This is a genomic window from Psychrobacillus sp. PGGUH221, assembly GCF_042055255.1.
Classification (GTDB): Bacteria; Bacillota; Bacilli; order Bacillales_A; family Planococcaceae; genus Psychrobacillus.
In genome coordinates, this window is the sequence record NZ_JAQMHQ010000011.1 from 55,378 (window position 1) to 78,852 (window position 23,475).

The 23,475-nt window shown below is 34.9% G+C and carries 24 protein-coding genes, 1 tRNA gene and 1 pseudogene; 9 read left to right on the top strand and 17 right to left on the bottom strand.

The features are described from left to right. Window positions 1–58 precede the first annotated feature (58 nt). Entirely contained in the window at window positions 59–538 is a 480-nt protein-coding gene (locus PGC35_RS18225; RefSeq protein ID WP_375220138.1) for a PTS sugar transporter subunit IIA, read from the bottom strand. 177 nt (window positions 539–715) lie between these two features. Here PGC35_RS18225 and PGC35_RS18230 point away from each other — a divergent pair, with 177 nt between their 5' ends. Together PGC35_RS18230 and PGC35_RS18235 are read left to right on the top strand one after the other, a co-directional pair. Then, complete coding sequence (locus tag PGC35_RS18230) at window positions 716–904, top strand: sensor histidine kinase (protein ID WP_375220139.1); 189 nt, start codon at window positions 716–718, stop codon at window positions 902–904. 185 nt (window positions 905–1,089) lie between these two features. Beyond that, the gene (locus PGC35_RS18235; RefSeq protein ID WP_056830567.1) at window positions 1,090–1,836 is read left to right on the top strand and encodes a hypothetical protein; all 747 of its coding nucleotides are present in this window, start codon (window positions 1,090–1,092) and stop codon (window positions 1,834–1,836) included. A 65-nt stretch (window positions 1,837–1,901) separates the two neighbouring features. Here the strand turns inward: PGC35_RS18235 and PGC35_RS18240 are convergent, their stop codons facing one another. The 3 genes from PGC35_RS18240 to PGC35_RS18250 form a co-directional block, all read right to left on the bottom strand. After that, entirely contained in the window at window positions 1,902–4,130 is a 2,229-nt protein-coding gene (locus PGC35_RS18240) for an S-layer homology domain-containing protein (RefSeq protein ID WP_375220140.1), read from the bottom strand. Window positions 4,131–4,425: 295 nt separating this feature from the next. Further along, entirely contained in the window at window positions 4,426–5,895 is a 1,470-nt protein-coding gene (locus tag PGC35_RS18245) for a protein adenylyltransferase SelO (RefSeq protein WP_375220141.1), read from the bottom strand. Between the two features lie 142 nt (window positions 5,896–6,037). Continuing rightward, window positions 6,038–6,541, bottom strand: coding sequence for an HXXEE domain-containing protein (locus PGC35_RS18250; protein WP_375220142.1), 504 nt, complete (start codon window positions 6,539–6,541; stop codon window positions 6,038–6,040). Window positions 6,542–6,658: 117 nt separating this feature from the next. On the opposite strand from PGC35_RS18250, the gene PGC35_RS18255 reads away from it, so the two are divergent. From PGC35_RS18255 to PGC35_RS18265, 3 genes are all read left to right on the top strand, one after another. Next, the gene (locus tag PGC35_RS18255) at window positions 6,659–7,426 is read left to right on the top strand and encodes a protein kinase domain-containing protein (RefSeq protein ID WP_375220143.1); all 768 of its coding nucleotides are present in this window, start codon (window positions 6,659–6,661) and stop codon (window positions 7,424–7,426) included. Window positions 7,427–7,737: 311 nt separating this feature from the next. Continuing rightward, complete coding sequence (locus PGC35_RS18260) at window positions 7,738–8,475, top strand: CPBP family intramembrane glutamic endopeptidase (RefSeq protein WP_375220144.1); 738 nt, start codon at window positions 7,738–7,740, stop codon at window positions 8,473–8,475. Window positions 8,476–8,569: 94 nt separating this feature from the next. Further along, complete coding sequence (locus PGC35_RS18265) at window positions 8,570–9,910, top strand: M28 family peptidase (RefSeq protein ID WP_375220145.1); 1,341 nt, start codon at window positions 8,570–8,572, stop codon at window positions 9,908–9,910. Window positions 9,911–10,023: 113 nt separating this feature from the next. On the opposite strand, the gene PGC35_RS18270 is transcribed toward PGC35_RS18265, so the two are convergent. The 8 genes from PGC35_RS18270 to PGC35_RS18305 all read right to left on the bottom strand — a co-directional run bounded on the left by PGC35_RS18270 (window position 10,024) and on the right by PGC35_RS18305 (window position 14,966). Then, window positions 10,024–10,545, bottom strand: a complete 522-nt coding sequence (locus PGC35_RS18270; protein WP_375220146.1) for an SRPBCC family protein — start codon at window positions 10,543–10,545, stop codon at window positions 10,024–10,026. 233 nt (window positions 10,546–10,778) lie between these two features. Beyond that, window positions 10,779–11,120, bottom strand: coding sequence for an antibiotic biosynthesis monooxygenase family protein (locus PGC35_RS18275; protein ID WP_375220147.1), 342 nt, complete (start codon window positions 11,118–11,120; stop codon window positions 10,779–10,781). A gap of 252 nt (window positions 11,121–11,372) precedes the next feature. After that, window positions 11,373–11,648, bottom strand: a complete 276-nt coding sequence (locus PGC35_RS18280) for a DUF1292 domain-containing protein (RefSeq protein WP_375220148.1) — start codon at window positions 11,646–11,648, stop codon at window positions 11,373–11,375. Between the two features lie 332 nt (window positions 11,649–11,980). Beyond that, a complete protein-coding gene (locus PGC35_RS18285; RefSeq protein ID WP_053591824.1) occupies window positions 11,981–12,247 on the bottom strand; it encodes a DUF1292 domain-containing protein in 267 nt (88 codons plus the stop codon). Window positions 12,248–12,296: 49 nt separating this feature from the next. Further along, window positions 12,297–12,464 (bottom strand): hypothetical protein, encoded by a 168-nt coding sequence (locus tag PGC35_RS18290; protein WP_375220149.1) that lies wholly within the window; start codon window positions 12,462–12,464, stop codon window positions 12,297–12,299. A gap of 150 nt (window positions 12,465–12,614) precedes the next feature. Then, window positions 12,615–13,688 carry a class III poly(R)-hydroxyalkanoic acid synthase subunit PhaC gene (gene phaC, locus PGC35_RS18295; RefSeq protein ID WP_375220255.1) on the bottom strand — a complete coding sequence of 358 codons (1,074 nt, stop codon included), beginning with the start codon at window positions 13,686–13,688 and terminating at the stop codon, window positions 12,615–12,617. Between the two features lie 82 nt (window positions 13,689–13,770). After that, window positions 13,771–14,547, bottom strand: coding sequence for a 3-oxoacyl-[acyl-carrier-protein] reductase (gene fabG, locus PGC35_RS18300; RefSeq protein WP_375220256.1), 777 nt, complete (start codon window positions 14,545–14,547; stop codon window positions 13,771–13,773). Window positions 14,548–14,591: 44 nt separating this feature from the next. Further along, complete coding sequence (locus tag PGC35_RS18305; protein ID WP_053591822.1) at window positions 14,592–14,966, bottom strand: DUF4349 domain-containing protein; 375 nt, start codon at window positions 14,964–14,966, stop codon at window positions 14,592–14,594. 253 nt (window positions 14,967–15,219) lie between these two features. On the opposite strand from PGC35_RS18305, the gene phaQ reads away from it, so the two are divergent. After that, window positions 15,220–15,627 (top strand): poly-beta-hydroxybutyrate-responsive repressor, encoded by a 408-nt coding sequence (gene phaQ / locus PGC35_RS18310; RefSeq protein ID WP_375220257.1) that lies wholly within the window; start codon window positions 15,220–15,222, stop codon window positions 15,625–15,627. Window positions 15,628–15,699: 72 nt separating this feature from the next. Continuing rightward, window positions 15,700–16,203 (top strand): hypothetical protein, encoded by a 504-nt coding sequence (locus PGC35_RS18315; RefSeq protein WP_375220150.1) that lies wholly within the window; start codon window positions 15,700–15,702, stop codon window positions 16,201–16,203. 50 nt (window positions 16,204–16,253) lie between these two features. Here PGC35_RS18315 and PGC35_RS18320 read toward each other — a convergent pair whose 3' ends face one another. Then, window positions 16,254–16,976 carry an EcsC family protein gene (locus tag PGC35_RS18320; RefSeq protein ID WP_375220151.1) on the bottom strand — a complete coding sequence of 241 codons (723 nt, stop codon included), beginning with the start codon at window positions 16,974–16,976 and terminating at the stop codon, window positions 16,254–16,256. Window positions 16,977–17,440: 464 nt separating this feature from the next. Here PGC35_RS18320 and PGC35_RS18325 point away from each other — a divergent pair. Next, window positions 17,441–17,513 (top strand) — tRNA-Val (locus PGC35_RS18325). A 293-nt stretch (window positions 17,514–17,806) separates the two neighbouring features. Here the strand turns inward: PGC35_RS18325 and PGC35_RS18330 are convergent. From PGC35_RS18330 to PGC35_RS18345, 4 genes and pseudogenes are all read right to left on the bottom strand, one after another. Next, window positions 17,807–19,167, bottom strand: a pseudogene (locus PGC35_RS18330) (IS3 family transposase). 144 nt (window positions 19,168–19,311) lie between these two features. Then, the gene (locus tag PGC35_RS18335) at window positions 19,312–20,328 is read right to left on the bottom strand and encodes a carbon-nitrogen hydrolase family protein (protein ID WP_375220152.1); all 1,017 of its coding nucleotides are present in this window, start codon (window positions 20,326–20,328) and stop codon (window positions 19,312–19,314) included. Between the two features lie 9 nt (window positions 20,329–20,337). Next, window positions 20,338–21,861 (bottom strand): sodium:solute symporter family protein, encoded by a 1,524-nt coding sequence (locus tag PGC35_RS18340; RefSeq protein ID WP_375220153.1) that lies wholly within the window; start codon window positions 21,859–21,861, stop codon window positions 20,338–20,340. Then, complete coding sequence (locus PGC35_RS18345; protein ID WP_375220154.1) at window positions 21,858–22,100, bottom strand: hypothetical protein; 243 nt, start codon at window positions 22,098–22,100, stop codon at window positions 21,858–21,860. Before PGC35_RS18345 ends, PGC35_RS18340 begins: the two co-directional genes overlap by 4 nt. A 104-nt stretch (window positions 22,101–22,204) precedes the next feature. Here PGC35_RS18345 and PGC35_RS18350 point away from each other — a divergent pair, with 104 nt between their 5' ends. Then, window positions 22,205–23,095: a LysR family transcriptional regulator gene (locus tag PGC35_RS18350; protein WP_375220155.1), complete on the top strand. Its 891-nt coding sequence runs from the start codon at window positions 22,205–22,207 to the stop codon at window positions 23,093–23,095. The last annotated feature ends 380 nt before the right edge of the window (window positions 23,096–23,475 follow it).

Sequence of the window (23,475 nt, forward strand, 5' to 3'; positions counted from 1 at the left end):
GATTGCAGTCTACAGAATAAAGTCTCTTAATCTATTAAAATTACACCTCCTTTTTGCTTTATTTTGGAAATACTGTCATCAATAATGTTTCACCCACAATACCTTCTTTTGAATCTTCGAATCGTATAACTCTTTCTGCACTATTTGTAATAACTATTGGTGTGACTATTTTTTTATCTTGAGCACGAAGCAAATCCCAATCCACTTCTACTAGTGGTTGCCCGACAGAAATCGATTCATCCAGTTTAACCAAAACCGTAAAGCCACTTCCCCCTAATGATACCGTTTCCAATCCAATATGAATCAAAATCTCCGTTCCATTTTTTGAACGAAGGCCGATTGCATGTTTGGTATTAGATAGAAGAATAACTGTACCTTCTATTGGAGAGTGAACCTTACCTCCAATTGGTATAATAGCAACCCCTTCTCCCATCATCTTTTGACTAAAGACAGGGTCTGGAACTTCTTCGATTGGAATTATTTCACCGTTTAGCGGGGCATAAATTAGTTGTTTTGATTTAAAAAATTTGGACAGCATTTGCATTGGCTCCTTTGTTATGAAGACTCAAAAAAATTGTATTCCTAATATATATTGTCCAAACTTCAAAGGCAGAACATAAAAAGCATGGGGCAAATGAAAAGAATAAAAAATTCTTTTCAATTTACCACCATGCCAGAACAAACAATGTGTATTGTGTATATATAATTCTAGGCTTTGACGAATGAGAAATTAACAGAAGTAGTAGAAAGACTTTATAACCCTGTCACTGTGGATCATGCCAATCATATTGGCTTAGCCAATACAAATAAAAGGCTGAAAGTTACATATGGTGAACAATATGGACTAGTTATTCGTAGTAAGGCTGGATGGGGTACAGTGATTCGAATAGTAACTCCGAAATAATATTTTACTATTAAAACCTACCTACTAACTCTTTAAAAGTTAGTAGGTTTTTTATCTATTAACATATCTTTACTATATAGAATTGTTATTTATCTATCTTTCGATGTTTAAATTACCATTAATTCCCGTGACAAAAGCAGAAATAACTATCGTACAATTAGGTGAATCGAGATAGGAGGATATAAGTGGATAGTTTATTTTTAGTAATATCGATCGTTAGTCTGTTTGCAATTTTTATTTTCGGAATAATTTCATTCGTTTCGTTTATTAAGAAAAACGGGACAAAAGGTAAAAAAATGCTTATATTTAGTGGTATTTCTGTATTAGTTATGATTATTTCATTTTTTGCTTTTGGATTAACTACCGATACCACGACAACAGCCGAAACAGAAAGTGCAAAAGAGGTTGAACCAGTTAAGGAAGAAACTGCGGAAGAGAAAGCAACTCGTGAAGCAAAAGAAGCAGAAGAAAAAGCTGCTGCAGAAGAAAAAGCTAAACAAGAAGCAGAGGCAAAAGCTAAAGCAGAAGCGGAACAGCTAGCAAAAGAGGAAGCGGAAGAAAAAGCAAGACAAGAACAACTTGCAAAAGAAGCTGCAGAAAAGAAAGCAAATGCCCAAACAATTGAATACGCTCAATTGAAAAAGAATCCAGACCGTTATAGTGATGAATACGTGAAATATACGGGCGAAATCGTACAAATATTAGAAGGCGACGGCATGACGAATATTCGATTGTCTGTAACAAAAGAATCATATGGTTATAGTTTTAATGACATTGTATTTGTCGAATATGTAGGATATACTGATTTCGTTGATAATGATATTGTCACGATTTATGGAACAGTATATGGAGAATATACATATGAATCACAAGCAGGATATAATATTTCTCTTCCAGGGATTATAGCAGATGAAGTACTACCAGCTGAGTAAACTAATTTAATACACCAAAACAAAACCCTCTCCCGTCTTTTTACGGGGGAGGGTTTTGAAATGGTTTAGTAACGGATGCCATTTCCTTTTTCAGCTATTTCGTGAGCTAGAAGAATGGTTGAAACAGCCAACTCTGCGTAAGTTACTTCTTGAGCAGGATTAAATTGATTTTTTTCAACTTTAAATAATCCCATGGAGTTTGCTAAAGCTACATATCCTATATACTCTTTTTGTACCTTACTTGCATCTGCAAAGTCTAGTTTATAGATGTTACTATGTTTAGCTGCATGCTCTAAACCTAGAACTCTAATATACCACGCTGCTAGTTCTTCTCTTTTGATAGGTGCATCCACATCAAAGTTCTTGCCAGATGGTTGAATTACTCCCATACTTACCGCACGTTCTACTGCTGAATATAATGGATGTTTAGGATCAATATTATCAAAAGTTTGTTTCATATTTTCGGTACTTTGATTGTACATACCATCATAAAAATAAGTGATGGAATTTAATAATACTTTTAAAGCTTCCCCTTTTGAAATTGAAGCATCCCCGTTAAAGCTTTTAGCATCCTTAACTTCCAGGACTTTTGCGCTAATGAGGTAATTTAACTCCTCTTCAGCCCACGGATGGGAAATAACAACAGGACTTTTCCCATTTTCTATGCTTTTCCATTCACCTGTAGTAGCATCTAAATAGCTATACATGTCTTCATTAAATACTGGAACATATACGATGTCATAGTGATTTTTCTCTTTATCGTTACCTTGTTTTAGATAATTTAATTTTAAGTTTAGAGCGTTATTTAATTTAGTTAAAGCATCTTTTTCAGAGATGACTTTATCGACTGCTGGCCATTTTTCAATTTCTGAATAATTGATATATAAATTGCTTAAAGAACCATCACCTGCAATACTAATTTGAATTTGATCTCCAATGACAAGAATCCCATTTACAACCCTTGGGAATGAGAAATTATATGATTCTGACATTTCATCATAATAAGCTTCTTCTATTGGCATAGCATAATTGTGTAGATAAGAAGGTATCATATCTTTTGCATATTTAACTGCTTGAGCGAGAGCATCTTTTTGAGTTAGCTTGTTCTCAACAGGTTTTTCTCCAAATTGTCTTGAGATGTCTCGATCAATATTGTAGTACTGTATGATTTCGCCAGTATCTTTATTAATTACTAAACCAGCTCCGTGACCGCCATTTCGATATTCGTACATATAGTCAACACTAATCACCGACTGACCATTACCATTATAATTTTCAACTTCATTTATTGATTGTATCGTTACTTTTATGTCGTCTGATTTAGATTTAATAAATTTTTCTGCAATTTTTTTAGCTTCTTCTAGAGTGACCCCATTATGTTTAGGTGGAAGCGGAGTAGATGAAATCTTCTCAACTTTAGTTTTAGCCGGAAACTCTTCCGAGAAATCGTTAGCAGTCATCCATTTTCCTGTTAACGCATGAACTCCTCGTACTTTAGTTGATGGTTGATATACTAGCTTCACATTACGGTCACCATTTCTATAATCGTAATCAATTTGATATTGCAGATTAATCGATAAATTTTCCTTATATTTTTTTAGCAGCTCTTCTTTATCTAATATTTGTTTCATATCATCAAAAGTAGCCGGTTTTTGAGTATTTGTCTTATAAAATTGCACCACTTCTCCATTACCTAAAACAGTCACTTCAATCCTTTGATCCGAAATAGTTACTTTATCCTTGGTGCGAGTAAAAGTAAAATTATAGCGAATAGGCTCTGTTAATATTTGCTGAGGATAATAGTTATACGGGTTTTTTTCTAATTGATACTCTCCAACACCATCAAACTTTTTCAAATATTCGTCTGCAATCTTTCTTGCTTCCTCTTCAGATACTTTAGCAGGAAACAGTGCCTCTTTTTCATTGGTTGGTTGGAAGTAAAAGTTCTCTAATTCTAATTTTTCTCCCACAAATCCAACGCTTCCATGCATATATTTTCCATTAACCTCTTTGGAAAAAGATAAGTTATAACGGACTTCCTTATCTGTAGCATAATAATATCCACTACCCATGTGAAAATCATTATTGGATAAAAAATCATACTTCTTAGGAAATAGTTCTTTAAATCTCTTGATTAAATCGTCTTTTGTAAAAACTTTTTCTGTTTCCGCTACTTGAATTTGAATTTGTGGTTGCTCATTTGCTGTAGTTGAAGCACTTGCAATGGATGAAAACATTCCTAACGTTAAAGCTGAAGAAGTTAGTACAATTCCAAATTTCTTTAATTTAGCCAAAATAATCCTCCTAAAATTGTAATAGTTAAAGTGTACACTAAATTCTGTAAATTGTGAACAATATTATTCCAATTGGAAATTGTAAACAATTCTATAGAGTCTATGTTTAGTTTAGGAGGAAAATGTCTTATAATATTAAATCATGATTAAAATTAGTTATTTTTACATTACTAATAAGACTTTATAAGCAGGCAAAAAGTTTCTTTCTAAATATTGTCCTTACTTATATAAATATAAAAAAGATAGGATAGCATTGTATTTGCTATCCCTATCTTTTTTAGGTTGATGATATTTCTTATGTTCCACAAAACGTACGATAAGTACTGTTTTCTTGTTCAGGCAGTTTAGTGTATTCATCTTGTTCAGGAGTATGGGCGTATGGTCTTGATAAAGCGTTTAGTAGCCGCTCCATCACACTATAGTCTCCTTGTGCTACAGCTGCATCCAGAGCCTCTTCTACCCGATGGTTTCTTGGGATTACAGCAGGATTACTGTTTCGCATCAAGTCATGTGAGGATGCTTTCGATTCCTGCTGTCTACTTAACCTCTCCTGCCATTTCTTTTTCCACTGAGCAAACTCAGGTGTTCCAAATAATTTCGTATCTTCATTCGTATCGAAAGTTAATGCACGAAAAGTATTGGTATAATCTGCACCATTCTTTTGCATCATACGGAGAAGTTCATCCACGAGTGCCTCATCTTCTTTTTCCTCATTGTATATCCCCAACTTAGCTCTCATCCCTGATAGCCAATTAGAGAAATACAATTTAGGAAAATCTTCTATCGCATTCTGGGCTAGTTTAATTGCTTCCTCTTCATCTTCATGGAGTAGCGGTAATAGGCTTTCAGCAAATCGTGCTAAATTCCATCCAGCAATATTCGGTTGATTGCCATAAGCATAGCGGCCATTAACATCTATAGAGCTAAAAACAGTTGATGGATCATAGGCATCCATAAACGCACAAGGACCATAATCAATAGTTTCTCCACTAATGGCCATATTGTCTGTATTCATGACTCCGTGAATAAAGCCAACCAGTTGCCATTTTGCAATTAGCGAAGCCTGACGTTTAATCACTTCCTGAAGAAGGAAAATATAACGATTAGGGGAAGTTTCCCCTCCTGGATAATGTCGTTCAATTGTATAATCAGCCAGGTCTCGAAGATCTTCAAAAGTTCCCCATTTCGCTGCGAATTGAAAAGTACCCACACGCAGATGACTTGCAGCCACGCGGGTCATAATTGCACCAGGTAGATTAGTTTCACGAATGATAGATTCACCGGTCGTTACCACCGCTAAACTCCGTGTAGTAGGTATACCAAGTGCATGCATGGATTCGCTAATAATGTATTCTCTTAGCATTGGCCCTAGTGCCGCACGTCCATCTCCCCCACGAGAATAAGGAGTTCTACCAGAACCTTTCAGTTGAACATCAAATCGTTCACCTTGAGATGTAATTTGTTCCCCAAGCAAAATAGCTCGGCCATCTCCTAACATGTTAAAATGTCCGAATTGGTGCCCGGCATAAGCCTGAGCAAGAGGGAAAGCACCTTCTGGATTTCGGTTTCCAGCAAGTTGTGCAACACCTACTTCACTTTTCAGAGAATCTATATCTAACCCCAAGGATTTAGCCAACGAATCATTAAGAACGGACAATTTCGGTGAGCTCACAGGATTAAGGGAAAGGCTAGTAAAAAATATGTTTGGCAGACGGGCATAACTGTTATCAAAGTTCCATCCTATTAGTTCTTCTCGGTTTGTCATCTTATCTCCTTTGCTTCTTCTGTCATTAAGTCTATGTTTTATCAATTTTCATATGCTCACAATACTTCTATTTTAGTGTCCTCTGCTGCTACTTTATTATACCCTTCCGACACCAATAAAAGTTTTGACTTGTGTATTTCCACTATCCGTTTCCTACTATTTTTACAATGAATTTTGCAAACATTATTGATCCCATTGCAAATGGAGTTTGTAAAATAAAACCTAGTGCCAAATAAATTATTATTTGCTTACATGTTATTAAATTTACTAAGAGAAGCTCTTTAATACTAAACAAACAAAAAGGGACTAAAATAAAAATAGAAGTAATGACACCAGGTACATATTTTTGAAAGAAAATACTTTGTAAAATATGCCCAATACCATTAGCTAAAAAAATACCAGCTACTAAGATCGAAAAGTATCGTATAGGTCCTATCCCTATAAAGTCTTTATTCGTTGCTGCAAACATACAACCAATAAAAACAATCAACCATAATATACTAAAAGCCAAAATAAATTCTACTGTTGTAACTTTAAAAGGGAGAACCATCGAAAAATATTCAACAGTTAAAATTTCTTCAAGGTCATGAATAAAAAATACAATTGGAAACAACCATATTAACCATCTAATTTTTAATAATTCCATCATACACCCCATTATTCTTTCGAACAAATAGCTATACTTCTGTATAATTGACTGTATATTTATTATATCAATAAGGTCATATTTAAGAGATAACTATAAGCAAGTGAGGTGAGAAACATGTCCATTTTACGTTCTATTCGAAAAGCCTATCATTTTTTTGTAGATATACCATTGAAAGCAGGTACAGTCTTAAACCAACAATATGAGGTTTTAAATGTTATTGGAACAGGAAGCTACGGCATTCTTTATCGATGTAAAGACTTAAAAACGAACGATTACAAAGTAGTGAAACAGCTAAGACTAAGTAAGCAACGTTCTAAAAAAGAAATAAAACTATTTGAAAATGAAATCTCCATTTTACAAAAGTTAAACCATGACAACATGCCTAAATTTTTTGAGGCTTTTACACATAACGAGCTACTATTTTATGTTATGAACTATATGGAAGGAGACAATTTAGAGGACTTGATTTTTTATAAAAAGGTTACTTTTAATGAAGAACAGTCTTTAAATTTGCTAGCGGACCTCCTTGTTTTAGTTGATGATTTACATAATAAGAACGTCTATCACGGAGACTTGCGTATTCCGAACATTATGATGAATAACAACCATTTATTTTTAATCGACTTTGGACTGTCTAAGCAGAATCCCTCCAGTGGTGAGATGAAAGAACAGGACTACTTTGATTTAGGTGAGATACTCTTATATTTACTTTACACAACCTATCCTACAAGAAATAAAAAAGCTCTTCCTTGGACAGAAGAACTTTCTTTAAAAAATGAAACAATTTATTTACTTAAAAGACTTTTACAAATAAAAGAACCTTATACAACTACTAAAGACATCTTGAAGGATCTACAAGCTGCACTTCTCGCCAATAAATAGTGAAAGATTAACTACTGCTTCGGCCCTTGCGTTTGTAGTAGTTACTTCCACTCATTGGATTTCTTCTATAATTACTGCTACTGCTTCCACGCTTATAATAACTTTTTCTTCGATCGCTGCTACTACCTCGACGATAATGACCATGTCTACGCTCGCTACTACCTTGAGAAAGTTGTTTGATTTGCTTTAATATTTTTTTAAACATATTACCCTCTTTTCATGTTTTTATTTGTTTTCAGTCTAGCACAGAGGAATGAGAAATCTAAATAATTTGCCTTTTGAAACCGAAAGTAAGGGAGAGGTGATTAGAATTGGATTTGTTTCTTGAATATATTCTTTGGATTACTCCTGGATTTTTAATTCTTTTAGTGACATATTTACTATTACCTAAAAATGCATTCTCCACAAAAATATTTATTCTCATTCTAGGTTTTATCTTAATTAGAGACAATATGACTACGTTTGATTTTTGGCATTTTGGAACAACAAACAATCTTCCTTGGATGAGATTCACAGAGAAGAGTAGCTTACTTATTTTAATGGGTGTAGCTTCACTAATGATAACAGTTGGAATCATCTATCTACAAAAAGACATGCGACACTTACTTTTCTGGATAGGAAATAAAAAAGTATTATCTCTTTTTATGGGAATCTTAGGCGCTATCATTGTGGTACTTCCTTTCTTCTTTATATATCAAGGGATTCCTCTGGAAAAAAGAGGCGGTTTTTTTCCTACTGAGGTTCTACCCTTATTATTCTTTTTCTCATTATCCGGTAATTTGATGGAAGAAGTACTATTCCGTGGTTATTTACAGGGATATTTGGAGACAATCACTGATTCCATTCGTGCAGCACTTCTTTCAGGTCTGATGTTTGGAGTAGGTCATGTTTTTCTTGCAACAACAGTTACCACTTTAGGATTACCACTCATTTTATTTACTTTTTTCGAGGGAATTATTTGTAGCTTTGTTCGCCTGAAATACGGTATTTTTCCTTCAACACTTACTCATGGTCTCTCTATCTTTGTTTTAGCTTCAAGTATTTTTTAGTTATTAACAGCGTTTATAAAATTTATATGAAATGAAACAAGTAAATATCTCATTTTTGCTCATCCTAAATCAATAACGATATAGGAGGCCTAAAATGCGAATATCTATCAATAAAATAATTCTGACAATTATCCTTGGTATTGCTACAGTAATCCCAATTGTAGCGTTTAGTCCACACTTTGCTTCCACTGAATTCGAAAAAATGAATGCACTTGAGACACAAGTTTTATGGGGTATCGATGTTGATAATATTTACAACAATATTAAGGTTTTATCAAAAACTCCTCGTGTTGCTGGTACTGCTCAAGAGAAGAAGGCAGTTGCATATATAAAAAAACAGTTTGAATCATATGGTTACGAATCTGAAGTTCAATCTTTCCATTTTAATAGCTATACACCACCCCAGACTCTAACTTTATCTATAAAGGGTTACTCCCAACGTTTACAGCCTATTGCATTTGAATATTCAGTGAATGGTGATATATCAGGTGAAATTGTGGCAGCTGGACTTGGAAAAATGGAAGATATAAATAAACTAGACTTAAAAGGAAAAATTGCACTCATCCAACGTGGAGAAATTACCTTTGCTGACAAAATATCAAACGCCACTGCCAAAGGTGCAATAGGTGTCATCATTTACAACCAAGAGTCAGATACGATTAATGGAAGTTTAGGGGACACAACTAAGACAAGCGTTCCAGCTGTTTTTTTAACAAAAGAAGAAGGGGACGACTTAATAAGTCATCTGAAAAAAAATCCTGGGTCTATCGGGCAACTTAACATAAAAGGAGCAAGTTTCAATCAAAATACTTCTCATAATGTCATCGCTATAAAAAAACCAGTGAAATTAAACAACTCAACGAATAATATCATTGTGATCGGTGCACATCACGATTCCGTTGCAGGTGCTCCTGGTGCTAATGATGATGCTTCTGGTACTGCGATGACTTTGGAACTCGCTCGTGTATTAAAAAATATTTCTTCCGATACAGAGATTCGTTTTGTCACGTTTGGTGCTGAAGAGTTAGGTTTACTAGGTTCTTCTCACTACGTAGAAAGTTTGTCGGAAGATGAAAAAAATCGAATCGTTGCAAATTTTAACCTAGATATGGTAGGAAGTAAAAATGCAGGTAATTTAATTCTTCAAACGATAGACGGTAAACCTAATCTTGTTACAGACCTTTCCCAGGAGGCTAGTGAAAAGTTAAATGGAGAACCAACTCCATTTAACCAAGGAGAACGAAGTGATCATGTGACATTTGCTGAAGCTGGTATTCCTGCAGCACTCTTCATCCATCATCCAACAGAGGAGTGGTATCATACACCACAGGATACAATAGATAAAATAAGCAAAAGTAAGTTACAAGATGTGGCTGAAATAGTTGGTTTGGCTATACTAAATCAGATTGTTTCTGAAAACCAAAGTTCAAAATAATCAATATCTCTGAAAGATAAAAATTTAGTTTAAGTATCAAGAAAGGGTCATACTTAACCTCTAGTATGACCCTTCTTTTTATTTTATTAAAACCTTCCTAAAAGATCTCTTTATTAAATATTTTTTAGAAGGTCATCAAGTCGTTCGTATTGCGAAGAGGTTCCTTGTACTACCCCCATGTCTAGTACTTGCTGAAGATTTTCTAAGGTAGCGAATTCAGACCGAGTAATGAGTTTTGTCTTATCTCCATCTTCAGTAAAAATCATTGTAACTAGAAGTTCAGGCATGCCAGCAATCGCATTTCCTTTATCATCTGCAAACATGTCTGTGTAAACAATTTTTTCAGGAGCAACTATCTCATGATAGATAGCCATCCCCCTAGATTCTTGTCCATAAAAGTCTCCTTGATTTTCATCTTCGCATGTCATGCAATAATGCCATACTCCTTCTGGCTTAAACTCAAATTGGCGATTTATTGTCTTCCATCCCTTTGGTCCCCACCAGCTCTCCAATCGTTCTGAATCTGAAAATGCTTCAAACACAAGAGAACGCGGTGCGTTAAAAATCCTCTCCATGACAAGAACTTTTCCTTCCGTGAACGTCGTTAACTCGTTTGTTGATTTATTCTCTGACATTTTAATCCCTCCATCTTTTTCGTAGATTTTTGCAGAGGCAAGGTTGTTAGAATAATGAATTCCATCCGACCCTTCCATATTAAAGCGCTGAATACCGCCTTGGTCTTATACTAATTTCTATAGTTGCAATAGAAAATCCTTTTGGTCCCCAAAATAATCTTTTGAATTATTTATTCATAATAAAAAGCATTACTTCTATGAAATAATGCCCTTCTATAATTATTGATTTCAATCTAATTATTATCCTCGTTAACTTCAAAAGTGTATGCTTTTTCTACTTTAGAAATCCTTACTGAGAAGTTTTTATACCATTCAGATTTACCTTTTTCTTGCGCCACTTTATGCGCAGAATTGTCTTTCCAGCTTTTTATTGCTTCTAAAGAGTCCCAGTAGGAAATGGTTATTCCCAATTCATGATCACGAGCACTCTCTATTCCTAAAAAGCCTTTCTGCTGTGATGCCAATTCTTCCATTTTTTCTGCCATTCTTCCATAGCCCTTATCAACATTTGTACGCTGCGATGTAAATATCGCTGCATAATAAGGAGGTTGGGGAAGCTTTGCTATTCCACTCATCTTTGGACACTCCCATCATTTCTTGGGACTATAAGTATGATGGTACATTAATAATCTCTATTTAGATACATAAAATTAAAAAACAGAGGAGAAAAAATTCTCCTCTAACGTTATAGTGGCAGGCAGCCCAGTAATCTTTTTCTACTTCTCGAAAGATTGGATGTTCTTCTCGGAAACGGGTTGCCGCTTTCAAAAAAAAATAGAATTCAAAAAAGAAGAGCTAATTTTGCTCTTCCTCTTGGTTTTGATTTTTTATTTATTGCTAGCTTCAGCAAATGCAGCAGATACTTTTTCGAATTCCTCGTCAACCTCAATAAAAGACAATTCTCCCTCGTCTTCTATACGGAAAAAGAAAACATCAATGTCATCTTCCGTTTCTGCTTGAATATCTTCTACAAAGCCGACTGCAGCGTATTCAACTTCCTCAACAGTCAACAGACCTAGCACTTCCATATCTTGCTCCTGATCATTTTCATCTAGCACCGTAAAGATATTACCTACTTCAATTTTCCCTTGATTTTCTTCCATTCTAAAAACCTCCTTCAACTATTTTTTCAAATTAATCTTTCGACTTTCAACTAATTATCCGTTAAAAACGAATTATTAGCAAAAAGAAAATCTATTTAGTTTTCTCATGAATAAATTTTATACTTGCGCCTGTTTTTAATATTCTATTAGCTCTTCAGTGACGTCTTGACAATAAGAGATGCGAAAGATAGCAGGATTTACATGTTCTTCTTGAACTTGTCCTCATTAGGTCGGGGACCAATATAAAAATCTCAATTGATCCCTATTGAAATACCTTTTTAAAAACTGTCATTCTGTTTATGACGGACAGAGTTCAAACCCATTAGTACCGTTTATTCTAAATCTTCTCTTGCTTCAATAAAGGCAGTAGATACTTTTTCAAATTCCTCGTCATTATCGATAACACACAATTCATCCTCTTCAATTCTCAAAAGGTATACTTTTAAGTCTTCTTCGGAATCCTCTTGGTTATCTTCCGCAATTCGGACAGCAGCGTATTCTGTATTATCGACAGTCATTAGATCCAGCACCTCGATCTCTTGCTCTCGATTATTTTCATCCATCACTGTAAGAATTTCCCCAACTTCAATATTATCTATTCTCTCTTCTATTTCTTTCAGCTCCTTACATTATTTAAGACATCGATAATCATCCTACCCTTTCGATTACCGCTTTACTCTCATTGTTAATGTATTCTGCATGATAAGAATTTTCTCCATCATGAACAATTAACAGTGCATCTGCATATCCAACAAGTCGCTTCACTAGTTCTTCGTCGATACTGTAAACGAGATAGCTGAGCGCTCGATTATTCATTTACTGCGCATCTTCTAAAAAGCAATTCAATTGTGTACTCTCTTATCCTTTACAAAAACAAAATGAATTACACTCGCCATTGCTCCTATTCAAAAAAGTGCCAGTTGCCATGTCAAAAATGAATTTGATGATTTGGCACTGACACTTTAATTAGTTTGAGTTTTCGGCTAACCAGTTACCAATCATAGGATGAATTTCATTAATCGCTTTACTTCCCGTCACTACAGAAACATGGCCAGTATTCACTAAGTGATGTGTCTTATTTTTACTTGAGACTTTATCATTGAGCGGTTCGACTTGCCTTGGATTAACAATGACATCCTTCTTCCCAGCAATATTTAAAAGGTTTGCTGTAATATTTCCTAATTCTACATTCTGCCCTCTTATATAAAGATCGTCGTTTATTAACTTATTTTGTTGATATAATTCACCAATCCATTGTCTATAAGCTTCACCAGCAAAAGGGATTCCATCCGCCAGCCACTTTTGCATTAGCTTCCAGTTTGTAACGAACTTTTCATTTTCCCCACGATCGACAAGACTAATATATGGTCCGTAATAATTGCCAATCGGGTTTAATAATTTGTTTCCGAAATCAATCATATCAGGAGGAATTAAACCAAGTGTGTCTACTAACTTATCCACATTAAAATAACGTTCATCCAACCAATTTGTATATAATCCTGCATCAGAAAAATCAATAGGACTCGTCAATAATACTATGTTTCGAATAGGTAATTCTGGGTGTAGTGCCGCAAATATTGTAGTCATCGTTCCGCCCATACAATAACCTAACAAACTGATTTCACTAGCATTAGACGTTTTGAGAACTTTTTTAACGGCTTTCGGAATATAATCTAAAATATAATGATCTAGCTTCATATGCCTATCCTCATAACCAGGTGTTCCCCAGTCAAGTAAATAAACGTCGTGGCCTTGATTAGTTAGATATTCAATTAAGCTGTTACCAGGAGACAAATCTAAAATATATGGCTTATTGATCAATGCATAGATCATCAGAATTGGTACACGGTTCGTTTTCTTACTTTGCGGTTGATACCGATACAATTTAGCTTTGTTCTTAGTCCAGATGACCTCTTTGGGAGTTTGACCAACTTGTGGATCTGGTTCTTTTGTAATAACATCCACTACTCTTTTATATCTTCGATAACTATTTTTCACATCGTCTGGTAATGAATTTAACCAGCTATCTAATTGATTTATGTTGGAATACACGATGGTTTACCCCCTATTATTTTTAGGGGAACTCCTTCTGGAGATCCCCCGTTATATATGAAATTACAGGTTACATATATAAGCCGCCATTTACGTTAATCGATTGACCTGTAATATAATTTGCGTGAATAAGGAATAATACAGCCTCGGCAATTTCATCCGTTTGTCCTAAACGCTTCATAGGTATTTTGGAAACGATATTCTCTCTAACACTTTCAGGCATTTCTTCCACCATTTCAGTCTCTATGAAACCTGGGCACACAGAATTGACAGTTATTCCGTTTTTAGCTGTTTCTAAAGCAAGGGATTTTGTTAAACCTATAATGCCAGCTTTAGAAGCTGCATAGTTTGTTTGTCCGAATCCTCCCGCCTGTCCGATAATTGAGCTTATATTAATAATTCGACCATAATTCTGTTCCAACATGTGGTTGATCACTTCGGAAGTTGTATAAAATACACTGTTTAAGTTAACATCAATTACCTCGCTCCATTCCTCATTGGACAGTTTACGGAACGTTCGGTCTCTTGTAATTCCAGCGTTATTAATAAGAATATCGATTTTACCATAACGATTAATCACTTCTTCTATAAGATTCTTTACGTCGTTCGGCTTTGATACGTCAGACTGGATTGCACAGGAAACTCCGCCTTGCTCTTCAATTTCCTTCACAACCGCCTCTGCACGGTCCATTCTTAATTGATAATTAATGACAACATATGCACCATTTTTTGCTAGTTCTTTTGCGATTGCAGCCCCAATACCACGAGAGCCACCTGTTACTACCGCCACCTTACCTGCTAGCGGTTTATTAATAGGGTTTATTATAGTTAATTCAGCCTGACTCATTGTCATAGACTATCATTCCAATCCTCTTTATATTTTTTATTCCATTATTTTTCAGTAACTTCAAGAGCAATAAGAAGCTTATCGATTTTTTTGTCTAAGCTAGAAACCGCTATTTTTAATTGATTAATCTCCTCATCCATTTCATCAAGTGCGTCCAGTTTGCTTTCTACGTTAATGACAAGTGATGCAACATCTGCAATTTCACTACGGGTTGGCAAGTTGACACTTTTTAAAAAGGTTTCCGTTTTCTCATTCATCAGCTTTTGAGCTTGAAGGTATTGGTTTAATGTCTCTCCCATCCCTTCGGAGAAAGATTCTTTTTTTAACATTTCTTGAATTGCACCTGACCAGTTCGCTTCCGTTTGTTCATAAAAGTTTTTCCACATGATGAATGGATCAAATGGCAATGTTTTTGTCAAAAATCTCATCTCCCTACAATTAATTTAGTCATAAAAGAAGTTCTCTGAACGACTTTATTACTCTATGAACATATGCCCAAACATATGCATGAAAAAATTAATCTTTTTTTTTATTTTCAAAGTCATATTTTTTATTCCCTATGTGTAAATTACATGTATGGGATACGCCTTATTGCCCTAGCTTTGGAACATTTTTTTACTCCTATGTGTACATTACATGTATGAACATTCTTTCGATTGGTGGTGAAAACAGCTGGAAACAAACAAGGAGTCCAATAATAATGAAAAAAACACTAATTTAGGTACTCCGAAAAACTTCCTTGTACCAATCATGCTTTTACATCTTCGAGATTTTAATTCCCACGGTTATGAGCTAATGCAAAAGATTACGCAATTCGGTTTCAACGCAGTGGATCAGGGAAATCTTTATCGGATTTTACGACAACTGGAAAAGGATGGGAAGGTAACATCTGAGTGGGATACAGAATCAGAGGGTCCAGCAAAACGGATTTATACGATTACAGATGCAGGTGAACAATACTTAGAGGTTTGGGCAAGTTCACTTGCAAACTATCAAAATATGATCAATCAATTTTTTAATTTGTACCAACCTTTTTTTCCCTTTCAGCAGCACACGAAAAAAACAGATACAGAAAAGTAAAAAATGGTACCAATGCGCTTTGGTGCATCTCATATAACGTAATTCGGTTACAATTAAAAGGAGGAAAATGGAATGAGTAATGTAGAATCGAAGAATCAAAAATCGAACGGATTAGATTTAATACTGGATGGATGGTTGAACAGCTTTAAAGTATTTCAATCTTTTCAAACGGAAATTGCAGAAAAATCATTACAGCATCTTCATATTCAAAGAGACATCCTAAATTCTACTCAAGAGACATTCAGTAAAATAGAAGAAGATAAAAATAAATTTGAAGAAGAGTGGAAAGCTGTATTACAAAATACGATCAAGTCAATCAATAATGAACAAATTGAACGATTATTATCTGCATGGGTCAACCAAATCGAAGAAATAAACAGTTCCATAAAAGAAATTTCTGGATTGCCTAATCAAGCTATTTTAGACTTATTTGCACAATCTCATGTTCAATTGGAGACCAATGTGAAGGCGGCACTTGAGCAACAACAAAAAAACAGTGTAGAAGTCTTCCAAAAAGTTGAGTTGCTTACTGAGCATATAAAACAAGCACATCATGTATTACTACCAACAGTTTAAAAAACATAAAGACTACCTCCGATTTTCATTAGGAAGGTAGTCTTCTTGTGTTACTTGCTTTCATTCGATTGTAATATGCGTAACCTATAGGAATTCATTGCAGTCTTTCCCAGTTGGTCAAGTAAATTATAATTGGCAAATGCCCCAACCACTGCTCCAATACCAGGAACTAATTGAAACATCTTCACTAAATCTATATAGTCCCGATACTCCTGTTGGAAATCACGCCAATCCATATCGGCAATCACATGCTTTTGTTGTTCCCAGTTTTCAATGATAAATAAAGTCTCTTTTCGCTTTTCCTCACTTGAAAAAGCCAACAGGAAAATATGCAAGATAAAGAGGCGTTCTTCATAATCCTTTGTGTCATATCCGTAAATAGAAGCAGCCTCAAACAAAAACTTCATTTTAATGGATAAAAGCAATGGAAAGTCAGCGAGACCAAGAAGTATACCTCCTGCTCCAGTACCAGCCCCTTCCACAACTGCTGTTTTTCGATAAGTGGAAAGCTTCTCTCTAAGTAGTTCATCTTTTTCAAAAAGACCAATGTCCAATGTTGATTTTTTTTTCGTTGTAATATTTGATCCTACGAGTGTTGCTTTCACCATATTTTTGATGCTATCAGTCATTACTTGATGAAACTTTTCTGGAATAAGACCGTTTATCTTTGTCTGAGCAGCCTTCGATACACGACTGATACGACTAGACCGTTTGTTCATTTTGCGCTTCCAAAAATCAAGTTCCCTTTCTACTTCCGTTATATAATCGACCATATGCCCTTCCCTTTCTAAACAATTCCTCATTACATTCTAGTATAAAGTATTCAAGTTTCATTCCAATGGACGTAAGTTGTGTTTGCATATAAGACTAGAGCCGTAGGTTATTTATTCGCTTCATATATTTATGTCCTAACTCATAACATCTTTCTTTTGTAATTCCTTTAACTGCTACCGATTCCTCCCTTGCAACTTCATCTCGTTTTTAAATACACTCACGTTGTTCTTCTCTTACAGTATTCATTTCACTAGTAATCTGGATCTATAGTTGGCTCTTTAATAACGCTAATATTTTTCTCATGGTTCCTCCTATAATAATGGATACTATCTATTAGACATCCAATTAACAAAAAAGTGTTGTTTCTAGAAAAAATTATAGTTTTCATGTCTATTGGATCAATTCCAAATAAAAATTGTATCCTTCCGATTTAACTTATATAATAATGAAGAAATAGGAAAACGATCTTGTAGCTCAGTTGGGAGAGCGCCACCTTGACAGGGTGGAGGTCGCTGGTTCGAACCCAGTCGGGATCATTGGGTGCCAAACCCATGAGAATCCTTAAGAAATGAGGATTCTTCCAAAAAAGCATCATCTCTTTAGAGGTGGTGCTTTTTCTGTTAAATGAAAGATGGGTTGGGAGATGGGTTGGAATTTTAAGAAAATAAAAAACACAGTTTAAAATGAAATTTTATTGGGGCTAATTGGGGCTAAATTTGGGGCTAATAAAAACTATATAAATGGCGGCGTATGTACAGGAATGTGTAAGTTACTTTGGGCAAAAAAAGCACCTCGATTTGAATTGACCCAATAAAGTTAGACAAATAGTTTAAGTAGCTTCTAAGACCTGAGTTCGGTATTCTACTGGACTTAGGTCTTTTAATTTTGCCTTCATTCGTTTATGGTTGTAATACTCGATATATTCATGTAGTTCACGTTCAAAATGTTCCATACTCTCAAACTCTTGTAGATAAAGAAGCTCGGACTTTAATAAGCCAAAGAAGTTCTCAATAACTGCGTTATCTAAACAATTACCCTTACGGGACATACTTTGCTTTATATTGTGTTTCTCTAATGTCTTCTGATACTTCTTCATTTGATAATGCCAGCCTTGATCAGAGTGTAAAATGACTGTACTTCCTGGATTTAAACTCCCGATCGCCTCGGCTAACATATCACCCACAAGTTGATAAACTGGGCGGCTCATTACCTTGTAAGCAATGATTTCGCCGTTACATAAATCAAGTATAGGGGATAGATATCGTTTCTCACCGAATAAATGGAATTCGGTTACGTCCGTTACCTATTTTTGATTCATTTTTCCTGCATGGAAATCACGGTTTAGTAAATTCGGTGCGATTTTGCCAGCTTTTCCACGGTAAGAACGATACTTCTTCATCCTCACTACGCATTTTAAACCCATTTCGTTCATTAATCGGTTGATCGTCTTTGGATCATGAAAAATATTTCTTTTCTTTAATTCTTTGGCGATACGACGATAGCCATAACGTCCTTTATGTTCATGATAAATGGCTTCGATCGCTTGTTTTTCCTTCGCGTATTTATCTTCACGCTGTAACCGTTTTTCCCAGTAATAATAAGTACTACGTGGAATGTCTGCAACTTTAACTAATTCCACGACATCAAATTCAGCCTTTAGTTCAAAAATTACTTGCGCTTTGATTTTGTTTGTAATTTTTCCTTTTCCTGAACTAAAGCGTTCAACTTTTTTAAGTAGGCATTCTCCATACGCAAACGTTCATTTTCAGCTCGTAGAGCTTCCATAGATTCTTCAACTGGAGATGTTTTTTTGTCATTCGATTTGGTTTCCTTTTTCATGGATGGGCGCCCCTTTTTCTTTGGTAGTAGGGCATCGAGTCCACCAATTTCAAACGCTCTTCGCCACTTTCTAATCAGACCAGGTGACGAAATATTAAAAATTGCGGCCGTTTCAAGAGAGGATGTACCCATTTCGTTCATATAACTCAGTACATCTAGTTTAAACTGTTGCGTATAAGTTGTATAGGGCTGACAGAATGCCTCTGCCCCTTGATGTTCATAAAGTCTTACCCATCCTCGCATCACAACTTTACTGACTTTTAAGTCCCTTCCTATTTCATGATAACTTTCATTGCCTCCTAAATAACGCAATACTATATTGATTTTTTCTTCTGCTGTAAATCTAGCCATAAAAAACACCCCGCAAATGTTAGTTTAGTGTCTAACATTTACGGGGCAGTTCAATTAGAGATGCTTTTTTATTTAATATGAATGATGCAATTAATGAACGTTCAACTTGTTATTACATCATGCCGCCCATAAGCTGAAAATAAATTAGCTGTTGTTCTTCACTACCTCTTTAATTACATTCATATTTAAAGTTTTCTCCTCAGATTCATCTTGTAGATAAACCACTGCTTGTTGCTTCTTTTCATTAACCGTTAAACTAAAAACATCATTTCTTGCATAATGTCCCACTACATCAAAATCAAAGCGGCTCTTTGTAATTTGTGTTAGATCAAGTTCTGAAATAATAATTTTCTCTTCTCCAATGAAAGGTTTTTCTATAAAACTACCGAGTGGACTCACGATACAACTACCACCTCTACATAGTTCATCCTCTAATTCTGAAAAGATTTGACGATTTATAACATCCTCTGGATAATCATCTTTTGTAACATATTGATTGCATGATAATACAAAACAACGACCCTCCAGAGCAATATGTTGCATGGAGGCAAACCAACCATCCCGTGCATCCGCAGTTGGAGCTAGATATAAATCAACACCTTTCCCATACATGGCAGCACGAGCAAGAGGCATATAATTTTCCCAACAAATTAATACTCCGATACGACCAAATGGTGTTTCAATTACCGGTAGTGTACTACCGTCTCCTTCGGCCCAAATTAATCGTTCAGATCCTGTTGGCTTTAGTTTCCTATGCTTGGCTAGTATTTTTCCATCTGGTCCAAAAATGATGGCAGTACAATATAAGCTTGCACCATGGAAATGCTGTTCCTTTTCTATAACACCTAATACTACATAAGCTCCCGCTTTCTTTACAGCCTCAGAGATTAGATCTGTTTCTTTCCCTGGAATTTCAACAGCACTACTTGCGTACCGATAAAAATCACTTCTTCCACTATCTGTTCTTATGCCAACATATGTGTCAAAATGTAGGCCACGTGGATACCCTCCAATTAAAGCTTCAGGGAACAAAATTAAATCTACCTGTTCTTTACTGGTTTCTTCAATAAGTTCAATAGTTTTATTTACTGTAGCTTCTGTATCAAATAACTTCGAACTAGCTTGCACTACCGCTACTTTACAACTTTGCTTCTTTTCCATGTATAATCCCTACCTTTTTATTAATTCTGACTCGGATAATTTAAATTGTTCAGTTTGCACTTCTTTTCCATATAACACTTTAATTAATTCATCATGGACTGCATCTTTTTCAGCCTGATGTGCATCCTTTGTCAACAAGCTTCCTATAATAAACGTGAGGAACCCTAGTATAAACCCTGCTGTAGCTGCCCCAACTGGAAGAGAAATTGAAAATACTTTTATAATTACTAACGTTGCTTCACCAATAATGATGGAAGCAATCGCGCCTGCTTTTGTACCTCCCCGCCACATTAGGGCACCAAACGCTGCGGGTACTAACTGTAATACAATCCCATAACCTAAACCTGCTATTGGAATTAAGAATCCTTGAGCAACAGGTAAAAATGCAAAAATCATTGTAATGAGAGTCATAATTAATATCGTTATTTTAGCTACTTTCGTTGCTTCTTCATTCGATAGATTTTTTGCAAAAAAACGAATATAAATGTCATTTACAAGTAAACTAGCTGATGATAATAAAGCACTATTAATGGTAGAAATACCAGCTGCAATAATGGCTGCTACAATGATTGCCCCAAAAATTGCAGGATAACCTGAAAAGAAAAGAGGAATAATACGATCGCTATTTTCAGCAGTTAAACCTGGAACCACTCCTGGAGAATGTGCCAAAATTCCAATAAACAATGCACCTAAAGCCATTAGCCACGAGTTCCAAAATGGTGTAATAATTGACGTCTTTGCCAAAATCAGTGGTGATTTAGCAGAATAAAACTTTTGCCACATATGGGGCATAATCCAAAATCCAAACGCTAATCCTAATGCCGTTTCTAATATAGGCCAAAAATTTCCTTTATTAGTCATAATCTCAGGTGCTATCTCGGCGATATTTTTAAAGGCATTAAAACCACCTGCTTTGAATAAAAACGTAAGTGTAACAAATAAAAGTACAAATCCAAAGAAGAAACCCATGAATGTATCGCCCCAGGCCGCACCACGACCACCACTTAAGAAAACAATAATTCCTACAAATAATCCCATTATTAATACGCCAACCCAATATGGAATAGTTTCTGCTGTTAAACTATTTAAAGATTGGGCACCACCCGTAATTTGAATTAACATATAAGGTACTAACCCAATAATACCGACAATGGCAAACAGAAGTTTTAACCCCGGACTCTTATAATATTTCTCCATCATGTCACCAGGAGTAATAAACTTATGTTTCTGACCAAAATACCAAATCCTTGCCCCAAAAATCCATATGAAAAGTGCATGTAATACAGCCCATGCTGCAAAAGCAACAAACCATACACCTTCCCGGTAATGTTGACCAATCGATCCTAATAATGTCCATGTACTAAAATAACTCGCCCCAGTAGTCATAGTCATTACAATGGTCCCTAAACCCCTACCAGCTAAATAGAAATCATTTGGAGTAGCAACATTCGATTTTGAAGCATAGTTACTAATAATAAGTAAGATCACTAAAAAAATAGCTAAAACAAATATAGTAATAACCGCTTGACTCATTTTATTTCTCCTTCCTCTGCTAATATTTTTTCCATTCGAATAGCAAATGGTTTAAACACTTTAGCATAGATTACAAATATGATAACCGTATTAATTGCATTGATAATAAGTGTAAATGCTAAAGGTTCAGGAAAGATACCCCAGAATGCTAAATCATTAATAATACCAACGTTCGGTAAAAATGTTGCGGCATAAAGAATAAAAAATGTTCCTAATAAAACTGCATTTGTTTTTCTCATAATAGCACCCCTTTCATTTACAGTTTAGAAAATTTAGACTATTATGTATATAGCATTTTTTTTATAATACTATTCCTGCAGGGAATGGTGAGGGGAGAAAATATTTGAAGAATATTACAATCGAAGAATTGAAAATTTTAAAAAAAGTAATGGAATCTAAAAATATTACACAAATAGCAAATGAGTTATATATCAATCAGCCAACGATTAGTAAAATGATTAAGCGTATTGAACAGCAATATAATGTTCAACTTTTTAATCGAAAAAGAGGGCTTTCTTTAACTGTCGAAGGAGAAATATTCTATACGTATTTACTCGACTTATTAAAAACACTGAATTCTCTTGAACAACATATTTCAGAAAAAAATATGAACTATATCTCTGAAATTCATATCGGACTACCGCCGATCATTGGGTCATTTTTATTTCCTAAAATCATTACTTCATTCATAGCGACCTATCCATATATTGAAAATATTATACATGAAGGAGGAGGATTGAAAGTTGAGGAAGATTTACAGAAAGGAGAAATTGATGTAGGGTTTGTGGTACTTCCAACCAAACATCAATCGTTTAAATCTCATATTATTTATCGAGATTCATTTGTTATTTGTGTGAACAAAAATCACTCACTAGCTGTATATGACGAAATTGATTTTGTAGATTTAAGAAAGGAACGATTTATTTCCTTTGATAAAGATTTTATGATTCATCAAAAATTTCTAACTATGTGTAAAGAAAGTGCTTTTGAACCAAATATAATTTTATATAGTTCCCAATGGGATTTGATTTTAGAACTTATCGAGGTTAATTTTGGAATAGCTGTAGTACCTAGAATCTTAACTTCAAAAATTGAGAATAATAATATAAAAGAAATCAAAATTAAATCCCCTAAAATACCTTGGGAAATTGGGATTATTTATAACAATAATAGTTATTTATCAATTGCAACGAAAAATTTTATAGATATCGCCAAAAAAACCTATCTTTCTTAAAAAAAACCTGGAATACCTAGAGTTTGTCTAGCGGCCCAAAATGTTTCGAACGGTTCCACCTTAATTTGTATTATCCTCGTCTCCACAATTCAAGCGCAGTCAAGATCTATTTGCAGTAGGCTGCTCAGCACTTAATAGACATTCCTCAACAAAATGACCCGATACATGAAGAAAGGGCGCAATTGCTCTCTAGAATTGCGCCCTATTGTTGAAGATCGTAAAAATAGCCCTTCCACAGATTCATGTTGTTAGGTTTTTCTTATGAACTTTTTTAAATGGACAGGCATTATTTACTTTCAATTTTAAGTAAAACCGATTATAAAGCCACATCATTAAAGAAAAATATATAACTTATCGCACCGCAGTTAGCGGTGCTTTTT

What these genes read in the sequence shown, in the direction of transcription:
- PGC35_RS18225 (WP_375220138.1), bottom strand. Translation starts at nt 538, where the DNA reads ATGCTGTCCAAATTTTTTAAATCAAAACAACTAATTTATGCCCCGCTA.
- PGC35_RS18245 (WP_375220141.1), bottom strand. Translation starts at nt 5,895, where the DNA reads ATGACAAACCGAGAAGAACTAATAGGATGGAACTTTGATAACAGTTAT.
- PGC35_RS18250 (WP_375220142.1), bottom strand. Translation starts at nt 6,541, where the DNA reads ATGGAATTATTAAAAATTAGATGGTTAATATGGTTGTTTCCAATTGTA.
- PGC35_RS18255 (WP_375220143.1), top strand. Translation starts at nt 6,659, where the DNA reads ATGTCCATTTTACGTTCTATTCGAAAAGCCTATCATTTTTTTGTAGAT.
- PGC35_RS18265 (WP_375220145.1), top strand. Translation starts at nt 8,570, where the DNA reads ATGCGAATATCTATCAATAAAATAATTCTGACAATTATCCTTGGTATT.
- PGC35_RS18270 (WP_375220146.1), bottom strand. Translation starts at nt 10,545, where the DNA reads ATGTCAGAGAATAAATCAACAAACGAGTTAACGACGTTCACGGAAGGA.
- PGC35_RS18275 (WP_375220147.1), bottom strand. Translation starts at nt 11,120, where the DNA reads ATGAGTGGAATAGCAAAGCTTCCCCAACCTCCTTATTATGCAGCGATA.
- PGC35_RS18280 (WP_375220148.1), bottom strand. Translation starts at nt 11,648, where the DNA reads ATGGAAGAAAATCAAGGGAAAATTGAAGTAGGTAATATCTTTACGGTG.
- PGC35_RS18290 (WP_375220149.1), bottom strand. Translation starts at nt 12,464, where the DNA reads ATGAATAATCGAGCGCTCAGCTATCTCGTTTACAGTATCGACGAAGAA.
- fabG (WP_375220256.1), bottom strand. Translation starts at nt 14,547, where the DNA reads ATGAGTCAGGCTGAATTAACTATAATAAACCCTATTAATAAACCGCTA.
- PGC35_RS18315 (WP_375220150.1), top strand. Translation starts at nt 15,700, where the DNA reads ATGAGTAATGTAGAATCGAAGAATCAAAAATCGAACGGATTAGATTTA.
- PGC35_RS18320 (WP_375220151.1), bottom strand. Translation starts at nt 16,976, where the DNA reads ATGGTCGATTATATAACGGAAGTAGAAAGGGAACTTGATTTTTGGAAG.
- PGC35_RS18335 (WP_375220152.1), bottom strand. Translation starts at nt 20,328, where the DNA reads ATGGAAAAGAAGCAAAGTTGTAAAGTAGCGGTAGTGCAAGCTAGTTCG.
- PGC35_RS18340 (WP_375220153.1), bottom strand. Translation starts at nt 21,861, where the DNA reads ATGAGTCAAGCGGTTATTACTATATTTGTTTTAGCTATTTTTTTAGTG.
- PGC35_RS18345 (WP_375220154.1), bottom strand. Translation starts at nt 22,100, where the DNA reads ATGAGAAAAACAAATGCAGTTTTATTAGGAACATTTTTTATTCTTTAT.